19 protein-coding genes are annotated in these 20,444 nt (G+C 69.5%); 7 read left to right on the forward strand and 12 right to left on the reverse strand.

The window, feature by feature from the left end:
• Positions 1-80 precede the first annotated feature (80 nt).
• From ABIE65_RS04715 to lpxK, 3 genes are read left to right on the forward strand one after another with little or no spacing between them, the layout of a single operon-like run.
• Positions 81-1,871: an ABC transporter ATP-binding protein gene (locus ABIE65_RS04715; protein ID WP_354075933.1), complete on the forward strand. Its 1,791-nt coding sequence runs from the start codon at positions 81-83 to the stop codon at positions 1,869-1,871.
• A complete protein-coding gene (locus ABIE65_RS04720) occupies positions 1,868-3,157 on the forward strand; it encodes a 3-deoxy-D-manno-octulosonic acid transferase (protein ID WP_354075935.1) in 1,290 nt (429 codons plus the stop codon). The genes ABIE65_RS04715 and ABIE65_RS04720 overlap by 4 nt, the downstream gene beginning before the upstream one ends.
• Position 3,158: 1 nt before the next feature.
• Positions 3,159-4,133, forward strand: coding sequence for a tetraacyldisaccharide 4'-kinase (lpxK, locus tag ABIE65_RS04725; protein ID WP_354075936.1), 975 nt, complete (start codon positions 3,159-3,161; stop codon positions 4,131-4,133).
• On the opposite strand, the gene xseA is transcribed toward lpxK, so the two are convergent.
• Positions 4,115-5,647 carry an exodeoxyribonuclease VII large subunit gene (gene xseA, locus ABIE65_RS04730; protein ID WP_354075937.1) on the reverse strand — a complete coding sequence of 511 codons (1,533 nt, stop codon included), beginning with the start codon at positions 5,645-5,647 and terminating at the stop codon, positions 4,115-4,117. The genes lpxK and xseA overlap by 19 nt on opposite strands.
• 107 nt (positions 5,648-5,754) lie before the next feature.
• On the opposite strand from xseA, the gene ABIE65_RS04735 reads away from it, so the two are divergent.
• Positions 5,755-6,639, forward strand: a complete 885-nt coding sequence (locus tag ABIE65_RS04735) for an MBL fold metallo-hydrolase (protein WP_354075938.1) — start codon at positions 5,755-5,757, stop codon at positions 6,637-6,639.
• A 29-nt stretch (positions 6,640-6,668) separates the two neighbouring features.
• Here ABIE65_RS04735 and ABIE65_RS04740 read toward each other — a convergent pair whose 3' ends face one another.
• The 3 genes from ABIE65_RS04740 to ABIE65_RS04750 form a co-directional block, all read right to left on the reverse strand.
• Positions 6,669-7,205 (reverse strand): hypothetical protein, encoded by a 537-nt coding sequence (locus ABIE65_RS04740; RefSeq protein WP_354075939.1) that lies wholly within the window; start codon positions 7,203-7,205, stop codon positions 6,669-6,671.
• 92 nt (positions 7,206-7,297) lie between these two features.
• Positions 7,298-8,203 carry a terminase small subunit gene (locus ABIE65_RS04745; protein ID WP_354075940.1) on the reverse strand — a complete coding sequence of 302 codons (906 nt, stop codon included), beginning with the start codon at positions 8,201-8,203 and terminating at the stop codon, positions 7,298-7,300.
• A gap of 96 nt (positions 8,204-8,299) precedes the next feature.
• A complete protein-coding gene (locus ABIE65_RS04750) occupies positions 8,300-8,575 on the reverse strand; it encodes a GNAT family N-acetyltransferase (RefSeq protein WP_354075941.1) in 276 nt (91 codons plus the stop codon).
• A 126-nt stretch (positions 8,576-8,701) separates the two neighbouring features.
• Here ABIE65_RS04750 and ABIE65_RS04755 point away from each other — a divergent pair, with 126 nt between their 5' ends.
• Positions 8,702-8,953: a hypothetical protein gene (locus ABIE65_RS04755; RefSeq protein WP_354075942.1), complete on the forward strand. Its 252-nt coding sequence runs from the start codon at positions 8,702-8,704 to the stop codon at positions 8,951-8,953.
• A gap of 93 nt (positions 8,954-9,046) precedes the next feature.
• On the opposite strand, the gene ABIE65_RS04760 is transcribed toward ABIE65_RS04755, so the two are convergent.
• The 8 genes from ABIE65_RS04760 to ABIE65_RS04795 form a co-directional block, all read right to left on the reverse strand.
• On the reverse strand, positions 9,047-12,088 hold the full coding sequence (locus ABIE65_RS04760; RefSeq protein WP_354075943.1) for a hypothetical protein: 3,042 nt from the start codon (positions 12,086-12,088) through the stop codon (positions 9,047-9,049).
• 142 nt (positions 12,089-12,230) lie between these two features.
• Entirely contained in the window at positions 12,231-13,343 is a 1,113-nt protein-coding gene (tgt, locus tag ABIE65_RS04765; protein ID WP_354075945.1) for a tRNA guanosine(34) transglycosylase Tgt, read from the reverse strand.
• Positions 13,340-14,395, reverse strand: coding sequence for a tRNA preQ1(34) S-adenosylmethionine ribosyltransferase-isomerase QueA (queA, locus tag ABIE65_RS04770; RefSeq protein ID WP_354075946.1), 1,056 nt, complete (start codon positions 14,393-14,395; stop codon positions 13,340-13,342). Before queA ends, tgt begins: the two co-directional genes overlap by 4 nt.
• A 284-nt stretch (positions 14,396-14,679) precedes the next feature.
• On the reverse strand, positions 14,680-15,567 hold the full coding sequence (locus ABIE65_RS04775) for a hypothetical protein (protein WP_354075947.1): 888 nt from the start codon (positions 15,565-15,567) through the stop codon (positions 14,680-14,682).
• Between the two features lie 301 nt (positions 15,568-15,868).
• Entirely contained in the window at positions 15,869-16,588 is a 720-nt protein-coding gene (locus ABIE65_RS04780) for a haloacid dehalogenase type II (protein ID WP_354075948.1), read from the reverse strand.
• Between the two features lie 91 nt (positions 16,589-16,679).
• Positions 16,680-17,768, reverse strand: coding sequence for a pyrimidine utilization protein A (rutA, locus tag ABIE65_RS04785; RefSeq protein WP_354075949.1), 1,089 nt, complete (start codon positions 17,766-17,768; stop codon positions 16,680-16,682).
• A 90-nt stretch (positions 17,769-17,858) separates the two neighbouring features.
• Positions 17,859-18,107: a ParB N-terminal domain-containing protein gene (locus ABIE65_RS04790; protein WP_354075951.1), complete on the reverse strand. Its 249-nt coding sequence runs from the start codon at positions 18,105-18,107 to the stop codon at positions 17,859-17,861.
• A gap of 165 nt (positions 18,108-18,272) precedes the next feature.
• Entirely contained in the window at positions 18,273-18,440 is a 168-nt protein-coding gene (locus tag ABIE65_RS04795; RefSeq protein ID WP_354075952.1) for a hypothetical protein, read from the reverse strand.
• A gap of 270 nt (positions 18,441-18,710) precedes the next feature.
• On the opposite strand from ABIE65_RS04795, the gene ABIE65_RS04800 reads away from it, so the two are divergent.
• Both ABIE65_RS04800 and ABIE65_RS04805 read left to right on the forward strand, forming a co-directional pair.
• Entirely contained in the window at positions 18,711-19,577 is an 867-nt protein-coding gene (locus ABIE65_RS04800) for a hypothetical protein (protein WP_354075954.1), read from the forward strand.
• 10 nt (positions 19,578-19,587) lie between these two features.
• Positions 19,588-20,424: a sulfotransferase domain-containing protein gene (locus ABIE65_RS04805; RefSeq protein WP_354075955.1), complete on the forward strand. Its 837-nt coding sequence runs from the start codon at positions 19,588-19,590 to the stop codon at positions 20,422-20,424.
• Positions 20,425-20,444: the final 20 nt, after the last annotated feature.

Below are 20,444 nucleotides of genomic sequence, written 5' to 3' on the forward strand. Positions count from 1 at the left end.
GTCCTGATCGACCGTCGCGGCCGAGCGCCGCGGCGGCGCGACCATCGGGTACGATGTCGACCTGTGATATGACTGCCGCGATGTCGGCAACCTACGCAGCACCCGTCGCGGAGCGGAGCGCGGTCCTCGTGCGGCGGCTTCTGCGCGACCATGTTCGCCGCCATGGACGCCGCATAGCAATCGCCATGGCGGCAATGACCGTCGGGGGAGTGGCAACAGCCGGTCTGGCTTGGCTGATGCAGCCGGCGCTCGACCGGGTCTTCATCCAGCGTGATGTCGAGATGCTGGTCATCGTGCCGGTCGCCGTGGTGCTGCTGACCTGCTTCAAGGGCGGCGCCGCCTACCTTCAGGAAGTGCTTGTCGCCCTCGTCGGACAGCAGGTGGTCGCCGACCTTCAGAAGACGATGTACGCGCACCTCTTGCAGGCCGACCTCGCCTTCTATGCGGCCAACAGTACAGGCGCGCTGGTTTCGCGCTTCACCACCGACCTGCAGCTGTTGCGCGAGGCGCTCGCCCGGGGACTGGTCGGTGTGGCGCGAGACGCGGTGACGCTCGGCTGCCTCGTCGGCGTAATGTTCTGGCAGGATTGGCGGCTGGCCACTGTGGCGTTCTTCGTCTTTCCCGCCGCGGTCGTGCCGATCGTGAGGGTCGGTCGGCGCCTGCGTACGGCTTCTGCCCAAGCCCAGGAGCGGGCGGGCAGTCTGGCCGGCCTGATCGAGCAGGCCTTCCAAGGCGCCCGGCACGTAAAGGCTTACGGTCGGGAGGATCACGAGGCCGCGCGCGCCGGTCTGCGCGTCGATACCTTCACCGATGCACTGGCGAAGACAGCCCGGCTGCGCACGGCGACGCGTCCTGTCATGGAGGCGCTGACGGGCATTGCCGTCGCTTCGGTCGTCGTCTACGGCGGCGGCCGGGTGCTCGCCGGCACGACGACGCCGGGGACCTTCTTCTCCTTCGTCGCGGCCCTCATGATGGCGTATCAGCCGCTCAAGGGTCTCGCCAGCCTCAATGCCGTCCTTCAGGAGGGGCTCGCTGCGGCGCAGCGGGTCTTCGATCTGATCGACCTGCAGCCGCAGATCCAAGACCGCCACGATGCAAGCGATCTTCGCCTCGCCGGCGGCGAAGTCCGGTTCGAGAACGTCTGGTTCGGCTATGAGACGCAGCCGGCAGCGCTCCGCGGGGCCAACTTTGTCGCAGCCGGCGGGCGAACCACGGCCCTGGTCGGGCCGTCCGGTGCGGGCAAATCGACCATTCTCAATCTCGTTCCGCGTTTCTTCGACGTCGACGAGGGCAGGGTCACGATCGACGGTCAGGACGTCCGGGACGTCACACTGACCTCGCTTCGCGAAGCGATCGCTATCGTTACGCAAGAGCCGGCCCTCTTCGACGACACCGTCCGCGCCAACATCGCCTATGGTCGCGCCCACGCAACCGACGCCGACATCACAGCCGCCGCGGTCGCGGCCGGCGCCGACGACTTCATTCGGGCGATGCCGCTCGGCTATGAGACGATGGTCGGCGAACAGGGGCAGCGGCTGTCGGGCGGGCAGCGGCAGCGGATCGCGATCGCGCGTGCCATGCTGAAGGATGCGCCGATCCTGCTGCTCGACGAGGCCACGTCGGCGCTGGACAGCGAGTCTGAGGCTCAGGTGCAGGCCGCGTTGAGGCGCCTGATGGCTGGGCGGACCTGCATCGTGATCGCGCACCGGTTGTCGACCATCGCCGATGCCGACCTGATCCACGTCGTCGAGGATGGCCAGATCGTCGAATCCGGCAGTCACGGCGCCCTCGTGGCGAGCCAGGGCCTCTATGCCCGACTGCATGGTCTGCAGTTCCGCACTCCGGCCGCCCGATGCGAGGGCACGGCATGAGCGCGGGACTGGCCGCCTATCGCGCAGCGGCGGCACTTGCGGCTCCCGCCGTTGGACTCCTGCTGCGCCGCCGTCTCGCTGCCGGGCGGGAAGATGCCGGAAGGCTCGGCGAACGGCTCGGCGTGCCCGGCATGGCGCGGCCCGCCGGCGGGCTGGTCTGGGTCCACGCCGCGAGCATTGGCGAATCGGTGTCGGTACTGCCGCTGGTGCAGGCGATCTGCGACCGTCCGTCGGCACCGACCGTGCTCGTCACCAGCACGACCACCGCGTCGGCGTCGATGCTGTCGCGCCGGCTCCCGCCGGGTGCCATCCACCAGTATGCGCCCGTCGACACGCCTGGGGCGGTGCGCGGGTTCCTGCGGCACTGGCGGCCCGATCTCTCGCTTCTCGTCGAGTCGGAGCTGTGGCCGACCATGCTGACCGAGGTGCGGCGGTCGGGCATCCCGATCGTCCTGCTGAACGGCCGGATGTCGGACCGCTCGTATCGCCGCTGGTCGCGGGCGCCGTCGGCAGCCGCGAGTCTGCTCAGAGGCTTCGCCCTTTGTCTGGCACGCAGCCCGGAGCAGGCGGCGCGCCTGCGCTCGCTGGGAGCGCTGAAGGTTCGCTGCGTCGGCGACCTGAAGGACGCTGCTGATCCGCTGACGGCCGACGGCGAGGCGTTGGACCGGCTTCGGGCCGCTGTGGCGGGACGGCCGGTGTGGCTGGCGGCGAGCACGCATCCCGGAGAGGAAGAACTTGTCGGCGCTGCACATCGCATCGCGGCGCGGCGGCACGAAGCGTTGCTGACGATCATCGCGCCGCGCCATCCCGAACGGGGCGAGGCGGTCGCGGACCAACTGCGACGTGGGGGCCTCTCGGTCGCGCGCCGGTCGGCCGGTGATCGCATCGAGCCGCAGACCGAACTCTACATCGCCGACACGATCGACGAACTCGGCCTGTTCTATCGGCTGGCGCCGGTGGCATTCGTCGGCGGCTCGCTGGTGCCACACGGGGGCCACAACCTGCTGGAGCCGGCTAGGCTCGGCTGCGCGGTGCTTCATGGCCCGCACGTCGCGAACTTCGCCGAGACCGTATCGGGCATGACGAAAGCCGGCGCGGCCGCGCTGGTTGACGATGCGGCCGGCCTGGGTGCGACCGTCGACCGGCTGCTAGCGGACCCGGCGGAGCGACAGCGACTGGCCGATGCGGCGGCGGCGTTCGTCGCGGGGCGCGGCAGGGTGCTCGAAGCGGTTCTCGCGGAACTCGCACCCTTCCTCGACCCGATCCGGAAGCCGGCAGCTGACTGAGATGCGGCCGCCGCGCTTCTGGCAGGACGGGCGCGGCGCCTGGCCGCTGTTGCTCCAGCCGCTGACGCCGGTCGCCCGCTTGTGGGGCGCCGCCCGCTTCGTCGCGCGCCGGCCGCAACGGGTGGGCGTTCCGGTCGTCTGCATCGGCAACCTCGTCGCCGGCGGCGCCGGCAAGACGCCGGTCGTCCTGGCGTTGCTGCCGTTGCTGCGCGAGCGGTACGGCTGCGACGCGCACGTCCTGGCCCGCGGCTATGGTGGGCGCACCGCCGGCCCGTTGCGGATCGACCCCGACCTGCACGACGCTGCCGCCATGGGCGACGAGCCGCTGCTGCTGGCGCGGTCGGCGCCGACCTGGATGGCGCGCGACCGCCGAGCGGGAGCCAGGACCGCGGTCGCGGCAGGTGCGCGGCTCCTGCTGCTCGACGACGGCTTCCAGGACCCGTCGCTCGGCAAGGACTTGTCGCTCGTCGTCGTCGACGGCGGCTATGGCTTCGGCAACGGCCGTCTGATGCCCGCCGGGCCGCTGCGCGAGCCGGTGGCACGGGGCCTCGGCCGCGCGGATGCGGCGGTGCTCGTCGGGGCGGACCGGATCGGGATCGCCGACCGCCTCGCCGCGCGCCTGCCGGTACTGCGCGCCACGGCCGTTCCCGGTCCAGACATCCTGTCCCTGCCGACCGCGCGGGTGTTCGCCTTCGCCGGCATCGGCCGGCCCTCGAAGTTCTTCGACATGCTGACCGAATCGGGCCTCGACGTGGCCGGCAGCCGCAGCTTTCCCGACCATCACCGCTATCGTCCTGACGAGGTGATGCGGCTGTGCGACGCCGCCGCCGCCTTGCGGGCGATCCCGGTGACGACCGAGAAGGACCATGTCCGCCTGCCGCCCGAGGCGCGGGCGATGGTGCGGCCCATCTCGATGTCGCTGCACTGGGCCGACGCCGAGGCCGTGCGGGCGCTGCTCTACAGCAGGCTGCCCTGATCCGGTTCGTCGTCGCGTCGGCGGCGCGGCTTGCGCACCTGCGGCGCTGGTTCGGGCTCCGGTGGCGCTTCGGTGCCTGCGGCGGTCGCCCGGGCGTCGCCGTCGCGGAAGGTGAGCGTCAGCGGCATGCCCGGCCGCACCTCCGCCCGTGACGTGAGGGTGTGGTCGCCGTGCTTCACCAGGGCGAAGCCGCGGTCGAGGACCCGCTGGTAGGAGTAGCTCTCCAGCAGCGCCGACAGGTTGCCGAGACGGACTCGCTCGTCGGCGACCCGGCGCTCCATGCCGCGGACCAACCGTTGCTCGGCCGACAATCGCTCGAAGCCGTGGCGGGCGCGGGTCACCAGCGTCGCCGCCGTCTGGTCGAGGGCCCGGGCATGGCTGCGCAGTTCGCTCGCCTTGGCCTCGATCTGGTCGCGCGGGTGGCGCAGGCGCGCCGCGAGTTCGGACAGCCGGCCGGTGCGGCGCTCCAGCATGTTGGCCGCCGCGTTGGTGAGGCGCTCGCTCCGGTCGTCGAGGCGCTGGACCGCCGTCTGCAGGAGCGAGGCCGCGTCGGGCAGGCCGCGGGCCAGGCCTTCCAGCCGCGCCGCGCGATCTTCGATCGCCCGCCGGCCGCAGGAGACCAGCCGGCGCTCGCGGTCGAGCAGCTGGGCCAGCAGATCGGCCCGCACCGGCACCGCCATCTCCGCCGCGGCGGTCGGCGTCGGCGCGCGCCGGTCGGCGGCGAAGTCGATCAGCGTCGTGTCCGTCTCGTGGCCGATGGCCGAGATCAGCGGGATCGGGCTCTCCGCCGCGGCGCGGACGACGACCTCCTCGTTGAAGGCCCACAGGTCCTCCAGGCTGCCGCCCCCGCGCGCCACGATCAGCACGTCCGGCCGCGGCACCCGACCGTCGGCCGGAATGGCGCCGAAGCCGCGGATCGCCGCCGCCACCTGGGCCGCCGCCGTCTCGCCCTGGACCGCCACCGGCCAGAGCAGCACGTGGCGCGGGAAGCGGTCGCGCAGCCTGTGCATGATGTCGCGGATCACCGCACCGGTCGGCGAGGTGACGATGCCGATCACGTCGGGCAGGAAGGGCAGGGGCCGCTTGCGCGACTCGTCGAACAGGCCCTCGGCCGCGAGCGCCTTCCGCCGCTCCTCCAGCAGCTTGAGCAGGGCGCCTTCGCCGGCGAGCTCGATCGATTCGACGATCAACTGGTACTGCGAGCGGCCGACATAGGCCGAGACGCGGCCCGTGCAGATCACCTCCAGCCCGTCCTCGGGGCGGATGGCGAGGCGTGCGGCACTCTGGCGCCAGCAGCAGGCCTCGATCACCGCCTCGTCGTCCTTGAGCCGGAAGTAGAGGTGGCCCGATCCGTGCCGCTTGAAGTTGCTGATCTCGCCGCGGACGCGCACCCGACCGAACTCGCCCTCCAGGGTCGAGCGAATGGCGCGGCCGAGGTCGCCGACGCTGAACTCCGGAAGGTTGCTCGCAGCCGGCTTGGGCGGCGGAGGCGCATCGAAGGGAAGCTGAACCATATCTCCGTTTACCCCGCGACGCCGCTGCCGACCAAGGCCCGAATGACCGCCCCTACACGCCGGGTGCCGTCGCCGCTAGGCTGGCGCCCAACCAGCGGAGGAACCCCATGGACCAGATGCCGACCGGGCAGATTCCCGGCTTCTACCACCGCCGCATCGGCGACATCGCCGTGACGGCCCTGAGCGACGGCTACCTCGACGGATCGGTCGAGGTGCTGCGCGGCATCGGCGCGGACGACGCGCATGCGATTCTGGCGTCGAACTTCCGGCCGGTGCCGGGGCGGCGCACGTCGGTGAACTGCTTCATCGTGCGCTCCGGCGGCAAGACCGCGCTGATCGACACGGGCTCCGGCGACTATATGGGACCGACCGTCGGGCGGCTGCAGGCGCACCTCGCGGCGGCGGGCGTCGATCCGGCGGCCATCGATGCGGTGCTGCTGACGCACATGCACCCCGATCATTCGGCCGGCCTGACCGACATGAAGACCGGCAAACCCTTCTTTCCGAACGCCGAACTCGTCTTCCACGAGAACGAGGAGCGGCACTGGTTCGACGACGCGGCGATGGCCAAGGCCGACGAGCGGACCCGGCGAATGAACTTCCAGGCGGCGCGCGAGCAGTCCGCGCCCTATCGCGACCGCTGGCGCCTGTTCCGCGAGGGCGAAGTCTTTCCCGGCGTCACCGCGATCCCGGCGCCCGGCCACACGCCCGGCCACACCACCTATCTCCTCGCCTCCGGCGACCAGCAGCTGCTGATCTGGGGCGACACGGTGCACGTGCCGGAGGTCCAGACCGCGCGGCCGGAGGTCACCGTCGCCTACGACATCGACCCCGCTTCCGCCGAGGCGTCGCGGCGCCGCGTCTTCGACCGTGTCGCCACCGACCGCCTGTTGGTCACCGGGATGCATCTCCACTTCCCCGGCTTCAACCACCTCAAGCGCAGCGGCGACGGCTATGCGCTGGTGCCGGAAGCCTGGTCGCAGACCATGTGACGTCAGGAGGCGGTGTCCGCTAAGTGGCGTCAGCGCGCGGCGCAGCCCTTCTCCAGGTCGGAGATCGCGGCGCCCGAGCCCTTCGACGAGTAGGCGAAGACGACCGGCCCCTGGTCGATCAGGAAGGCGTGCGCCTTCTTGATCGCGTTCAGGATGTCGAGACCGCGTCCCTGGACCGAAACCAGATAGACCGTCGTGTGGATGGGGCCGCTGACGCTGGCGTATTTCGGCTGCTCGGTCATGGTGATCGGGATCGTCTGTCCTTCGAAACGCATCTGCGCCGAGAGGGGCTCCTTGCGCCCCGCAGTCGGCAGGGCGCCCTCGCTGTTGACCAGCACGACGATGCTGACCTTCGCCTCCTTGCACTGCACCTGGAAGAAGCCCGAGAGGTCGAGGACCGTCGCCTTGTGCAGGCCGTCCTGGGCGACGTAATTCCAGACACCCGGCGCCGGACGCGGACCGGCCTGCTGCTGGGCGGCGGCTGGCAGGCCGGCCAGTCCCGCACCGGCGGAGAGGATGGCCGCGACCAGGGCGGCGGCGAGGCGTCTCGTGCGGATCAGGGGCATGGTGCGGCTCGCGCATCGGATGGGGCCGGGATTCTATGGGAACCGGCCCGCTCCGGGTCAATGCGCGCGATCCGCGACGACCGCCACGACGCTCACGGCCGCTCCCAGGCGGGGTCCCAGCCGTGGCGCTCGGCTTCGAGGCCGCGCAGGAGCGGGTCGGGGTGGCGGGCCCAGGCCGGTGCGGCGGGATTGACCGCGACGGGCGGCGCCTGGCGGTACAGATGCTCCATCTCGGCGTCGCCGATCTGGCGCTGACGGTCGGCCCGGCCGGTGATGAAGCCCAGGCCGGCAGCGGCGGCTTCGTCCTCACCGTCGTCCTCACCGTCGTCGGCGAGGACCTCGGGCGGGACGTCCTCGTCCAGAGGTTCCTCTTCCGGCATCTCCTCTTCGAGAATCTCCGGCGGCACGTCGGATAGAGGTTCATAGCGTTTTCTGGGGGTGGGGTGGAAATCGGTGAACGGCGTGAACTCGTCGACCGGGCGGGGCTCGAAGCCCTCGTAGACGTGCGGCACCGTCCGCGGCTCGGGCTCCGGTTCCGGGACGTTGATCCCCTGGCGCCACGCGGCGGCCCAGGCCTCGGCGTCGGCCGCGGCCAGGTCCGGGTGGCGCGGGTCGATGCCGTCGAGCAGCGGGTCGGCGCCGGCGAAGCCGGCGGCGAGGCGGTCGGGATAGAGGCCGCAGAGCCGCGCCTCGGTCTCCAGGCAGCGCACGGCGGTGCGCAGGTCGCTCTTCTCGGCGGCGAGGGTGGCGAGGGCGCGCAACCGGTCGACGATCTCGGCGATCCCGGTCTGCCGCGCCGCCTCGCGCCGGACCCGCAGGTCCTCGATCCGATGCCGGATCTGCGGCTTGGTCAGCAGGTCGCCGGCATAGCGCGCGGCACTGTGCGGCGAGTAGCCGGCGGACCTCGCCGCGGCGGCCCCGCTCGCCCCGCGGGCGACGTGGCGGCAGAAAATCTCCTGACGGTCGGTGAGGGGCGTTGTTTTGACACCAAACGGCATGATCGGCCTCCATCCAAGGGAAGCGCGATCATGCGGCAAATGATCCTAGGAACACAAGCGCAATGTTCGCATTATGTTCTTGTCGGCGGCGACTGGTTACGCGACTTGGTCGGCGAACTCCGGGTGGCGGCGGAGCCAAGCGGCGGCGTAGCTGCAGAGAGGGGTGACCTTGGCGCCTTCCGCCCGAACCTGCTCCATCACGGCCTGCATCAGCCGTCCGGCGGCGCCGGTGCCGCGCAACGCGGGGGGCGCCTCGACGTGCGGGATGATGAGGTCGGTGCCGCGGCGGCGGTAGTCGGCGAAGACCACCTGGCCGTCGATCTCGAGTTCGAAGCGCGAGCGGGCGCGGTTGTCGATCAGTGTGTCGGTCATGCCGCCATCAACCTCCGAGGGATTCCCAGGTTCCCGATATTGGGGGGTATGCGCCGAAATTCACTTGCCATTAACCATTCGGCTGATACCCGTTAACTATTACCGGGGGGTAATGAAGGGGCCGACATGCACTACATCGCCATCCTGACTCTCGTCGGGTTCATCACCTTCGCCACTGGCGGGCACTCCCAGACGTTCGGAAAAGCTTACGATGCCGTGATGCGCGGCGACATGGACAACGCGGTGAACCTGTTCACGACGGCACTGCGCAGTACCCTCAAGGATGCCGACACCAGCGCGTCGTCATGCGACTCGGCCGGCAAGATCGTCCTCATTCCGACCGCCGACCTTCAGGCGCCGAGCGCGCGCTGCAACTGAACCGCCGCGACTTTGCGGGAGCGTTCCCGGGCCGGGAGCGTTCCGGGGCAGAGCAGCCGAGGGCGCCCCGTCTTTCCGACGGCTCGCCCGGGGTCAGAACTTGACCTCCGCATCGGCCGATCGGTTCGGCTGGGTCCGCCGCCTCGTATCGAGCAGCAGGGTATCGACGCTGCGCGCTGGCCTGTCCGGGCCCTCGGCACTGATGTCGTTGGTCAGGATGACGCCGCAGTCGATCGAAAACGGCCGAATTCCGTAAAGGGAGATCAGTCTGTCGTTCTGCCGGATGGACTGGACCCGCTTGCCGGTTTCGTCGGTCCATGACGCGTTGCCGCTGAGCACGACGCCGTAGGCGCAGCCGCGCGCATCGGTCGATCCGGGTATCCAGCCCGACTTGCGGTCGCGTCCCAACGTCGGCTCGCCATACTTCTCGTACAGGAGGGTGTTCAGGTCGCCGTAGGTGATCGACTTCCCTGCGAGATCGAGATGGCGGAAGACGCCGGCGACGGCGCCGTCGACGAGGTAAAGGCCGATCTGCTCGCCCGTCTCGGCCTGCACGAACAACCTGCCGTGGTCGAACTGCGTCTTGCTCGGGTCGCTGCCCATTTCGGGGTCGGCCAAGGCGACGACGTCTCCGAGATGCTCCCTGGCGATCTCTTCGGCGCGCTCCGGCGTCATGCCCAGCTTGATGCCGAGGATGTCGTAGCGCGCCCCCGCGGCTTCCGATGCTTCGGCCAGCGCACGCCGCTGCGCTTCCTGCTCCCGCTGACGTTCCTGTTCCTGCCGCACCGCCCGATCGCGCTTCTCCTGTTCCTGTTTCGCGGCGTCGGCCGCGGTGGCCTCTTCGGCCGCCTGCCGCTTCGCCTCGATCGCGGCGATTTCCGCTCTGCCCATCTCGATCGTCGCGAGGGCATCGCCCTCGGCGGTCGCGGCGACTACCCGAACAGGGCGCATTTCCAGCGTGCATTTGCCCTGGTCGAACTGGTAGCCGACGAGGTCGTACTCTCCTGTCAGCCGCAGCGCGGACGATCGCTGGCCGAGCTGCTGCTCCGTCAGATCGACGGTGAACAGACCGGCCTCCTTCGGCAAACGCATGACCGGCTTGCAGGGCGCGATCTGGCGACCCAGGGGCACGAGGATCTCGCCGGAGCGGGCCGCCTGGAAGACGGGGCTCGGCTTGCCGGCTTCGACGAACAGTTCCTGCCGGAGCCGGTAGCGGTCGGGCAGCCCGGCAGCCCTGGCGAGGGACCAGGACCGGAACGCGTCGCGGGTCTGCTGCGTAACCTCGCGTTGGCTGAAGGCGACCGGAAAGAACGGTCCCCACGGATCGTCCGAGGCATCGGCATCCGCACGACCGACGGTCTGCTCGACCTGGAGACGACGATTGAGCCAGGCCGTCCAGCGCTCCTCGTCCAATGCCTGCGGCGCATTCCGCAGTGTTAGCAGATCGAGGGTCTCGGGCGTGAGCGAAAGGGGGCCGTGCGGCTCCAGTCGATCCCCGTGACCGAGCATCGCCGGGCGTACATCATTGAAATCGTCGAACGACGCGACCGGGCGCGTGGTCTCGATATCGGCGAACAACGTCGCCCGCCGGATCCGTCCCGTCAGCAGATCGCCGTGCATGTGCGTCAGCAGGGCGTCGACCCGCAGGTAGACCGCCCGATTTCCGGCCGTGGCGAGCAGGGCCTCGGCCTGTGGGGGAGGCATCGGGAGATCGGCGGGCGGCGATCCCAGCAGCCCGATGCGTAGCTCGTGGTAGCCGAAGTTGCTCAGCCTGATCGTGGTCGTGAAGCCGCGGCCGTTGAACGAGAGCGGGAAACTGTCGCCGTCATAGGTGCCGAGTTGCATCGGCCAGAGAAACGACATCTCGACCGGCAGTTTCGGGGCCTGACCGATGACCGGCTGCACGACGTCCGTCTGGAAGCGCTGGCGCAGGCGTGCCAATTCCAACTCGTTGCGCGTGATCCACCGGCTCGAGGTATCGAAATACTGCTCGTACAGGGGTGCGGGTGCGAAGGCACGGGTGAAGGCGGCCTCGTTGTTGCCGCCCATCCGACCGCTGAAACCATTCTCCCGAATCGCCAGCATGGCCAGCATCTTCTGCGCGTTCGTGCCGTCTCCCGCGACGCCGATCGGCAGGACGAGGTTCCCCGCCGGCGGGATCTTGAAGGTCATGTCGGGCGGCGCCGGGGCGCCGACGGCGGCGACGAACCGGCCGTGCGCCTGATCCCGATAGAACGCCGCGTCGACTACTTCGCCCTTCATGCTCGGCCGGCCGTATCTGTCGGTGCCGATCCCGGTCATGCGGACGGCGGCGGACAGATACAGCCGACGGTTCCTGATCTCGGCGATCAGGGTCCTTGCGGACTGCTGGTCCATCGGGAGGAACTCCGGCATCCTGCCCGGCAGGTCCAGGATGACGGACTTGTTGAGGCCGGGTACGCCGATGCTCGTGTCGTAGTCGTTCTTCCTGGAGGTCGTGGCGGCGACCGGGAACCTGCTCCCGTCATACTCGCCGAGCGTGACCGGGTAGAGAATGGTCACCTCCAGCGGCGGCTTCCGTGCATGCCGGAGGCGCGGCTCGAGCACCTGCGCGAAGAATCGCTGCTGGACCGCGGCGCGGTCGAACTCGTTCTTTGCCGCCCAGCCGCCATAGGCATCGAGGTAGGCGGAGGTGTCTACGCCATGGGCCCGTCCGTAGCTCCGCACGAGGCTCGGTACCCTGATGAACTCCGCCTTCGTCTGTTCGATATCCATGCCAAGGAGCATGTCGGCGATCATGCGGATCGCTTCGCCCTCCTGCGCGTTCCGGCTCAGGTCGATCACCAGACTGCGGGGCGAATAAGCGGCTGCGCGCGGTCCGTCGAGACGGAGCGGTGCGGGAGGAGGGACCAGTGGGGAAGGAGCAAGCGCAGCGGGGGCCCGCGGCGGCTCGTGCCAGCGGATCTGACGCCGTGGCGGCGCAGGGTGCTGCGTCTCCTGTCGCAGCTGCGGTGCGACGTCCGCCCGCCGTTGCTCGCTGATCTGCTGGTATGGGCGCTGGTCGGCCGCGGCTCCCCGATTGTCGCTCGCCGCTGCCGCCGCGCTCCACAGTCCGGCCGTGACGGCGGCGGACATGATGATAGACAACCGTCCCATCGATGCCCCCATCTCTGGATGACGACCAGCGTAGGGGACCGATTTTCTTCGATCAACACTGTGCGATCGGGGAGAGGTATACTTTAGGCGTAAGTCGAATGCCGGATCTTGACTGGAATCATCAGCGTGGACGCGCCGCCGCCTATGCGGATGGCGGGCGCGCGGCGGCGAAATCGGTGGCGAACGTTTCGAGCGTTCCTGCGGCGATCGCATCGCGCAGGCCGCGCATCAGGTCCTGATAGTAGGTCAGGTTGTGCCAGGTCAGCAGCATGACGCCCAGGATCTCGCCCGCCTTGGTCAGGTGGTGGAGGTAGGCGCGGCTGTAGCTGCGGCAGGCGGGGCAGGTGCAGTCGGGATCGAGCGGCGCCTCGTCCTCGGCATGGCGGGCGTTGCGGATGTTCAGCGAGCCGGTGCGCGTCCAGGCCTGGGCGGTGCGGCCGGAGCGGGTCGGGATGACGCAGTCGAACATGTCGACGCCGCGCAGCACCGCACCGACGATGTCCTCGGGCTTGCCCACACCCATCAGATAGCGCGGCCGGTCGGACGGCAGCAGCGGCGTCGTCACGTCGAGGGTGGCGAACATCGCCTCCTGGCCTTCGCCGACCGCGAGGCCGCCGACGGCGTAGCCGTCGAAGCCGATCGCCTTCAGCGCCTCGGCCGACTCGGCCCGCAGGTCGCGGTGCACGCCGCCCTGGACGATGCCGAACAGGCCGTAGCCGTCGCGCGGCCGGAATGCGGCCTTGGAGCGTTCGGCCCAGCGCATCGAGAGGCGCATGGATTCCGCCGCCTGCGCCTCGGTGGCGGGGAAGGGGGTGCACTCGTCGAAGGCCATGGTGACGTTCGCGTCGAGCAGGTGCTGGATCTCGATCGAGCGCTCCGGCGTCAGGCGCTGATAGCTGCCGTCGACATGCGAGCGGAAGGTGACGCCGTCGGCGTCGAGCTTGCGCAGGCCGGCCAGCGACATGACCTGGAAGCCGCCGGAATCGGTCAGGATCGGACCCGGCCAGTTCATGAAGCGGTGCAGGCCGCCGAGTTTCGCCACGCGCTCGGCCCCCGGACGCAGCATCAGGTGGTAGGTGTTGCCGAGGAGGATCTGGGCGCCGGTCTCGGCGACGGATTCGGGCAGCATCGCCTTCACCGTGCCGGCGGTGCCGACCGGCATGAAGGCCGGCGTGTCGATGGCGCCGTGCGCGGTGACGAGGCGGCCGCGGCGCGCGGCGCCGTCGGTGGCGAGGACGTCGAAGCCGAGGGTCATGGGGTCGACGGCTCCACGGGGATGTCGGCGCGATGCAGCAGGCTGGAATCACCGAAGGAATAGAAGCGGTAGCCGGCCGCCACGGCATGGGCATAGGCGGACCGCATGCGCTCCAGCCCGGCGAAGGCGGCGACCAGCATGAACAGGGTCGAGCGCGGCAGGTGGAAGTTCGTCATCAGCAGGTCCACGCAGCGGAAGCGATAGCCGGGCAGGATGAAGATGTCGGTCTGCCCCGCAAAGGCGCCGACGCGGCCGTCCGGCGATGCGGCCGACTCGAGCAGGCGCAGGGCCGTGGTGCCGACCGCGACCAGCCGGCCGCCCGCGGCGCGGGCTGCGTTCAGCCGTTCCGCCGTGGCGGCGTCGATCACGCCGTACTCGGCGTGCATGCGATGTTCCCGCGCGTCCTCGACCTTCACCGGCAGGAAGGTGCCGGCGCCGACATGCAGGGTCAGTGTCTCGCGCTTGACGCCGCGTGCGTCCAGGGCGGCGAGCAGGTCGGGCGTGAAGTGCAGGGCGGCGGTCGGCGCCGCCACGGCACCGGGATGGGCGGCAAAGATCGTCTGATAGGAGTCGGCGTCGCCGGGCTCCGGCCCGTCCGGTCGACGGATGTAGGGCGGCAGCGGCATCTCGCCGTGGCGCTCCAGGGCTGCCAGCAGGTCCGGCCCGCCGCGGTCGAAGTCGAGCACCACCTCGCCGCCGTCGCGGCTGCGCACGGTCGCCGTGAAACCGTCGCCGAAGCGCACCGTCTCGCCCGGCCGGAGCCGCCGCGCCGGCCGCGCGAAGGTGCGCCAAGTCGACGGTCCCTCCTGCAGGTGCAGGGTCACCTCGACCTGCGCCGCGCCGCGCACGCCGCGCAGCCGGGCGGGAATGACCCGCGTGTCGTTGAACACCATCACGTCGCCCGGCCGCAGCAGGTCCGGCAAGTCGCGCACGATGCGGTCGGCGAGACCGTCGGACCGAACGTCGAGCAGACGCGCGGCATCGCGCGGGATCGCGGCGTGCTGCGCGATCAGGTCGGGCGGGAGGTCGAAGTCGAAGAGGTCGGTACGCATGAGCCGCCGGCGGGGAAGGGCGGAGGTTACATAGGCCGGCGGAGCGCGGTTCGCGAGCGGTCGGTTAGCCGGGTTTCAGTCCGCTGCCGGCCGGCCCCGGCTGACTGGGGCAGCCGGGGGCCGGCGCTGGCGATGGGACGGACGGGCCGGCGAACTTCGCGCGGCCCGTCCAGTGGCGCCTACAAGAGGATCGCGACGATGATGATGACGATCAGCGGCGCGCCGAGCAGCCAGGCGAGGAGGGCGGGCACCATGGGTTTTCTCCCGGTTCGGTTCGGATCGGCTCAGCGACGGCGGGTCGCCGCGACGTAGCGGAAGGCGACGTTGTTGTCGCGGTGGTTTCCGCCCATCACGGCGGCGAAATAGGCCGCGCCGGCACTGACCAGCATGGTGGCGGCGAGGACGAAGGCGGCGATGACGCCGGCGACCCGCGCACGCTCGGCGGCTTCGACGGCGGCCTGGCGGGCCTGCTCCAGGTCGGCGAGGACTTCGTCGATGCGGGCCTCGACTTGGGCGGGGTCGGTTCCGGTCTGGGACGCGGCGAGCTGGACCAGATAGGCGCGGTCCTCGGCGGAGACTTCGCCCTCGGCGACGCTGCGGGCGAGGATGGTCGCGACCTCGTCGCGGGTCTCGGGCGGGACGTCGACGCCGCGCAGCATGCGGTCGGTGAAATAGTCGCCGCTTTCGGCCATGACGCTGGCGGCACCGCCGGCGGCCGCACCCGTGGCGGAGGCGGTGATGCCGAGGGCGCTGCCGAGGCCGGCCGTCGCCATGAAGATGGCGAAGAGCGCGCCCGTCGCCCAGACCATGACGCCGTGTGCGCCGTCACGCGTGTCGGACTCGTCCTCCGTCGCGTCGCCGAAGCGGCGGCGCATGCGGCCGGCGAGATAGCCGCCGGCACTGAAGCTGGAGACGGTCACCCAGACGAACCAGATGCCGGCGGCGATGGTCAGCCAGCGCAGCGACACGCCTTCGTCGGCCTCGAGGGAGGTCATCGACAGGCCGATGCCGGAGCCGAAGGTGAACAGGACGAAGGAGATCGTCGAGGCGAGGACCGCGCCGGCGATGATCGCCGGCCAGTCGATGTAGGACCCGTCATGGGACGCGGCGGGCAGTGCGGCAGTGGCATTGCCGGTGGTCGGGCTGCCGGGGGTGGGGCTTACCGTGGCCATCAAGATCCTCCTCGAAAGGGGCAGGCGTTACGGCCGGGGATCAGGCCAGGCCGATGAACGACAGGATGAAGAGGACGACGACGACGACGCCGATGATGTAGAAGATGCTGCTCATATCGTTCCCCCATTCTTTCACGCGCCGGCCGCGGCGGGATGCGGCACCGGCGCGGCGCGGTGGTGCGGAAGCGGATCCTCCGCAGTCGTCCGCGATAAACCGGCGCGCGCACAAAGGTTCCGGAAGCATCCGCGAAGGAGCGCCCGGCGGCGAGGGGAATGGGGATGAGCGGGCGGTGCCGGCGGGCTACGAGACGGCCGCGCCCATCGCTGCGGCCAGCTCCCCGAAATCCTTCACGATCAGGTCGGGCTGGTGCGGGGTCTCGCCGAAGGGTCGACGGCGGCGGTCGATGAAGGCGGTCCGCATGCCGTAGGACTTGGCGCCGACGCAGTCGAAGGCGTGGTTGGCGACGAACAGGCAGGACGAGCGGTCGAGGCCGACGATCTCCTCGGCCTTGGCGTAGGTCTTCCAGTGCGGCTTGAAATAGCCGGCCTCCTGGACAGAGATGACGTGGTCGAAGGGGAAGCCGATATGCGGCCCCGCGGCCTCCAGCATGTCGCGGTCGCCGTTGGACAGGATGACGAGCCGGTAGCCCGCGCCGCGCAGGCGATGAAGCGCGTCGATAACGTCGGGAAAAGGCTTCAGCGTCTCGATCTGCGCCACCAGCCAGCGCACCTCGTCCTGGGTGTAGGCGAGGCCGGCCCGGTCCATGACGTGCGAGACGGCGCGGTGGCCGATCTGCCGGTAGGGCGTGTGGCCGCGGTCGCAGAGCGCGTCGATCATCGAGTTCTCGTAGTGGGTGCGGCGCCACCAGGTGACGAACTGGTGCGGATCGCCGTCCCAGCCCTTGTCTCGCAGGAAGGGCGTCACGGCCTCGGTGAGGCCGCCCTGCATGTCGACGATCGTGCCGTACTGGTCGAAGACGAGCGCCTTCACCTCGCGCTGCAGGACTTCGGGACGTTCCATCCGCCGCTCCTCCCTCGATTGTTCTCGGCCATCTTGGGGCGGCGGCCCGGTGGCGGCAATCGGGCCGCTACCGGCAACCGGAGGGACAGCGTCAGGCGGCCAGTGCCGCCAGCTTCGCCTTGCGCGACTGCATCAGGGGCTGGATGCGGGTGCCGAAGTTCTCGACGCCCGAGACGAACTCGTCGAAGGTCAGCATGACGCCCTGGACGCCGGGGACCGTGGCGACCTCGTCGAGCATGCGCGCGATGCTCTCGTAGGAGCCGACGAGGACACCCTGGTTGGTCGGGACGTTCGGGTTGCCGGTCAGCTTGCGCACGTTGACGGTGGCGAACGGGTCCTTGGTCGGGTCGGCGCCGGCCTGGGCGCTACGCCAGGCGAGGGCCTCCAGGTCGACGCCGGACTTGTAGAGCTCCCACTTGGCCCAGGCGGCCTCGTCGGTCTCATCGGCGATGACCATCATCATGACGAGGGCGCCGACGTTGCGGCCGGTGCGCTCGGTCTCGGCGACCAAGCGGCTGACGCTGGGCGCGAACTTGGTCGGCTCGTTGACGCCGTAGCTGGTCATGAAATTGTAGTCGCCGTATTCGGCGGCGAACCTCGTGCCCTTGTCGCTCTGCGCGGCACAGATGATCTCGACCGGCTTCTCCGGCTGCGGCAGCAGGCGGCAGTCGTCCATCTGGAAGTAGGTGCCCTTGAAGTCCGATTTTCCGGTCGCCCAGAGTTCGCGCATGATGTGCACGTATTCGGTGCAGTAGGCGTAGCGGTCGGCGAAGAAGACCTCGCCCGGCCAGATGCCCATCTGCTCGTACTCCGCCTTCTGCCAGCCGGAGACGATGTTGAGGCCGAAGCGGCCGTGCGAGATGGAGTCGATCGTCACCGCCATGCGCGCCGCGAAGGCTGGCGGCACGGTCAGCACAGCGACCGAGGCGAAGATCTTGATGCGGTTGGTGACGGCGGCGAGGCCGGCCATCAGCGTGAAGGATTCGAGGTTAAAGTCCCAGTAGCGAGACGGCCCGCCATAGCCGCGCAGCTTGATCATCGAGAGGGCGAAGTCGAAGCCGTAGCCCTCGGCCTTCTGGACGATCTCCTTGTTGAGATCGAAGGTCGGCAGGTATTGCGGCGACGTGGTGGAGATCAGCCAGCCGTTGTTGCCGATCGGGATGAAGACGCCGACGTCCATGGGATGAGGCCTCGCAGGGTGCGGGATGCGTGGCCGGTACGGAGCAATCGGCGTGCCAGGGGCGCCGGGGTTGGGGTCGGCGCCGTGCCGTCAGTGCTGGCGGGCGCGGATGAGGAGGCCGGTGATGGTCGTCTCGCCGAGGAGCTTGCAGGCTTCCAGGCGGTGCAGGCCCTCGATCAGGACGAACCGCTCGCCGTCGGCCCGGACCAGGATGGCCGACTGCTGGCCCTCCTCGAGGATGCTCTCGGCGAGCTTCTCGACCTTCGCCGGGTCGAGGGTGCCGCGCAGCTTCGCGGGCACGTAGATGTTCGCGATCGGAAAGGACCGCTCCTTCATCATCGGCGCCGTCTCCATGAAGCCGCGGGTCGACGCAGCGTGACACGAAGGCGGCGTGGCTGTCCATGCGCCGCCTTCGGCGCCGGAGACTTCATGCAGGGGATGAATGGCCGATGGAGTGATCCTCAGAGACCGTTCGACCGGATCATGTCCTGCCGCAACGCCCGGTCAGGACCCAGGCTTCAGAAAATTGGTTCCCTCCATGCCCGAGGTGCCAGCGCCCTCGGTGACGGCGCTGACGTCCGCATCCTCGATGGTCGGCGTCTGCCATGCCTTACGGGTGCTGGGCACCGGACCATCGCCGGAGACCGAGGTCGAAGCGGGAGACCTGTTCACGATTGCACTCCGGTTTCGGTAGAGCCGTACGAGCGCACTATTGCCGATGGTGGACGTCGCCAGCAAGACCCACGCGAGTTGTCTGCAGCCTAGGCTGCATGTAGACAGACCCGATCGCGCAGCTGCTCGCAACTGCCGTGTCTTGATGTCCCGAGGAAGATCCCATCCGGCTTCCCCGACCAGAAGGTATGCATGAGCGAGAGCGTACCCCGTCCGCCCCTTCAATATCGTATGTGCGGGTTGAAAGTGGCATCCGAGGTGGTTCTGCCGATGCGAACCCCCCTGGATCCGCATACGGACCGTTCCCCCGACGTCATCATGGCACTTGGCGAGGTTCCGCAGCGGATCGAGAACGCAAGACACCAGGCGGCGTTGTGGTCGGCGGATGAAACCCGCTTCCTGCTCACCTTGCCGGGGATCGGCGGCTTCATGGCGGAGGAGGGGCGTCGCTTGACGCTGCAGCCCGCCCCCGGCGTCGCCGTGGACGACATTCTGGTCTTCGCCACCGGGACGGCCCTGGCCGCGATCCTCTATCAGCGCGGGGCCCTGCTCCTGCACGCATCGGTCGTCGTCCACGAAGGACGTGCCTTCGCCTTCTGCGGATCCAGCGGCGCCGGAAAATCCACCCTCGCCGGCGCCCTCTGCCGAGCCGGCTGCCGGCTCCTGGCGGACGATCTGTGCTCGGTCGAACAGGCCGAGGGAGGCGCCCCGACGGTCCAGCCCGACGGGCGGGTACTGCGCCTCTATCCGGACAGCATCGAACAGGTGGGGCTGCAGCGAGCGGTCGGGTCCAAGGTGCGCCAGCAGGTCGAAAAGTTCCACGTGACCGCCCCGGCAAGCGACGCCGACGGTGACGCGGGCGTGCCTCTGGCGGCAGTCTATGTGCTCGCCGACGCCAACTCGGCGTACCCGGCCGGAATCACCCGCCTGTCGCCACTCGATGCGGTACACGTCCTCCTGCGCCAATCCTATCGGCGGCGGCTGGCCCTCGCCTACGCCCGGCAGGGTCGGCCGCCGGCGCGCATGGCGGCGCTCCTGTCGCATGCTCCGGTCTATCGCCTGCACCGGCCGCGGGACTTCGCGAAACTCGACGATACGGTGGCGCGGCTGACGGCCCATTGGGACGCTTCGACCTGAGGAGGAACGGGTGGCCTTCTTCCCTCCGGGCCTCGTCTGGCTCGCCTCCTACCCGAAGTCCGGCAATACCTGGATGCGGGTACTCCTCTCCAATCTGCTGGCGGACGCGGCGGAACCGGCCAGCATCAACAACCTCTCGGCAGAAACCACGCTCGGCAGCTGCTGGCGGTTCGGCGACGACATGCTCGTCGATGCCGACCTGTTCGACGGGGAGGAACTGGAGCGGATGCGGGCGCTCCACTGCGACTCCGTCGCGGCCGGCCTGACATCGCCCTTCTTCTGCAAGACGCACGAGCGGTTCGAGGGGCACGCCGGGACGCCTGTCCTGGGCACCGGTGCGCGTGCCGCCGTCTATATCGTCCGCGATCCCCGCGATGTCGCCATATCGCTGTCTCATCACGCCAGCGCGTCGCTGGACGAAGCGATCGCACTGATGGCCGATGAGAAGCGCGTGATCGGCGGCGGGTTGCAGGTCCTTCAACTGCTGGGCGATTGGCCGAGCCATGCCTCGGGATGGACCGAGCAGAGTCGCACGCCGATTAAGGTCGTTCGCTATGAAGACATGCACCGGGACGCATTCGGCACTTTCCAAAGTGTGATCGCCTTTCTGAACGGCCATGCGACGGAAGCGGAGATCCAGCGCGCCGTGGCCAACTCTCGACTGGAAGAACTGCAGCGACAGGAGACCGAGAAGGGCTTCCGCGAGCGCATGCAGGGCCAGGAGCGGTTCTTCCGGTCCGGCCGGACCGGGGAGTGGAAGGACGTGCTGACCCTTGGCCAGATCCGGACCATCGAGGAGCGTTTCGGGCCCGTCATGACGTGCTTCGGCTACCAGACGAACACCTGACGATCACTGCATAGGGTACC

It is taken from the genome of Constrictibacter sp. MBR-5, from assembly GCF_040549485.1.
Classification (GTDB): domain Bacteria; phylum Pseudomonadota; class Alphaproteobacteria; order JAJUGE01; family JAJUGE01; genus Constrictibacter.

Excerpts from the sequence above, each read along its gene's own strand:
- ABIE65_RS04750 (WP_354075941.1), bottom strand. The coding sequence starts at position 8,575 with ATGACCGACACACTGATCGACAACCGCGCCCGCTCGCGCTTCGAACTC.
- ABIE65_RS04780 (WP_354075948.1), bottom strand. The coding sequence starts at position 16,588 with ATGGAACGTCCCGAAGTCCTGCAGCGCGAGGTGAAGGCGCTCGTCTTC.
- queA (WP_354075946.1), bottom strand. The coding sequence starts at position 14,395 with ATGCGTACCGACCTCTTCGACTTCGACCTCCCGCCCGACCTGATCGCG.
- xseA (WP_354075937.1), bottom strand. The coding sequence starts at position 5,647 with ATGGTTCAGCTTCCCTTCGATGCGCCTCCGCCGCCCAAGCCGGCTGCG.
- ABIE65_RS04735 (WP_354075938.1), top strand. The coding sequence starts at position 5,755 with ATGGACCAGATGCCGACCGGGCAGATTCCCGGCTTCTACCACCGCCGC.
- tgt (WP_354075945.1), bottom strand. The coding sequence starts at position 13,343 with ATGACCCTCGGCTTCGACGTCCTCGCCACCGACGGCGCCGCGCGCCGC.
- ABIE65_RS04715 (WP_354075933.1), top strand. The coding sequence starts at position 81 with ATGTCGGCAACCTACGCAGCACCCGTCGCGGAGCGGAGCGCGGTCCTC.
- ABIE65_RS04800 (WP_354075954.1), top strand. The coding sequence starts at position 18,711 with ATGCGAACCCCCCTGGATCCGCATACGGACCGTTCCCCCGACGTCATC.
- ABIE65_RS04760 (WP_354075943.1), bottom strand. The coding sequence starts at position 12,088 with ATGGGACGGTTGTCTATCATCATGTCCGCCGCCGTCACGGCCGGACTG.
- ABIE65_RS04720 (WP_354075935.1), top strand. The coding sequence starts at position 1,868 with ATGAGCGCGGGACTGGCCGCCTATCGCGCAGCGGCGGCACTTGCGGCT.
- lpxK (WP_354075936.1), top strand. The coding sequence starts at position 3,159 with ATGCGGCCGCCGCGCTTCTGGCAGGACGGGCGCGGCGCCTGGCCGCTG.
- ABIE65_RS04745 (WP_354075940.1), bottom strand. The coding sequence starts at position 8,203 with ATGCCGTTTGGTGTCAAAACAACGCCCCTCACCGACCGTCAGGAGATT.
- ABIE65_RS04775 (WP_354075947.1), bottom strand. The coding sequence starts at position 15,567 with ATGGCCACGGTAAGCCCCACCCCCGGCAGCCCGACCACCGGCAATGCC.
- rutA (WP_354075949.1), bottom strand. The coding sequence starts at position 17,768 with ATGGACGTCGGCGTCTTCATCCCGATCGGCAACAACGGCTGGCTGATC.
- ABIE65_RS04740 (WP_354075939.1), bottom strand. The coding sequence starts at position 7,205 with ATGCCCCTGATCCGCACGAGACGCCTCGCCGCCGCCCTGGTCGCGGCC.
- ABIE65_RS04790 (WP_354075951.1), bottom strand. The coding sequence starts at position 18,107 with ATGATGAAGGAGCGGTCCTTTCCGATCGCGAACATCTACGTGCCCGCG.
- ABIE65_RS04755 (WP_354075942.1), top strand. The coding sequence starts at position 8,702 with ATGCACTACATCGCCATCCTGACTCTCGTCGGGTTCATCACCTTCGCC.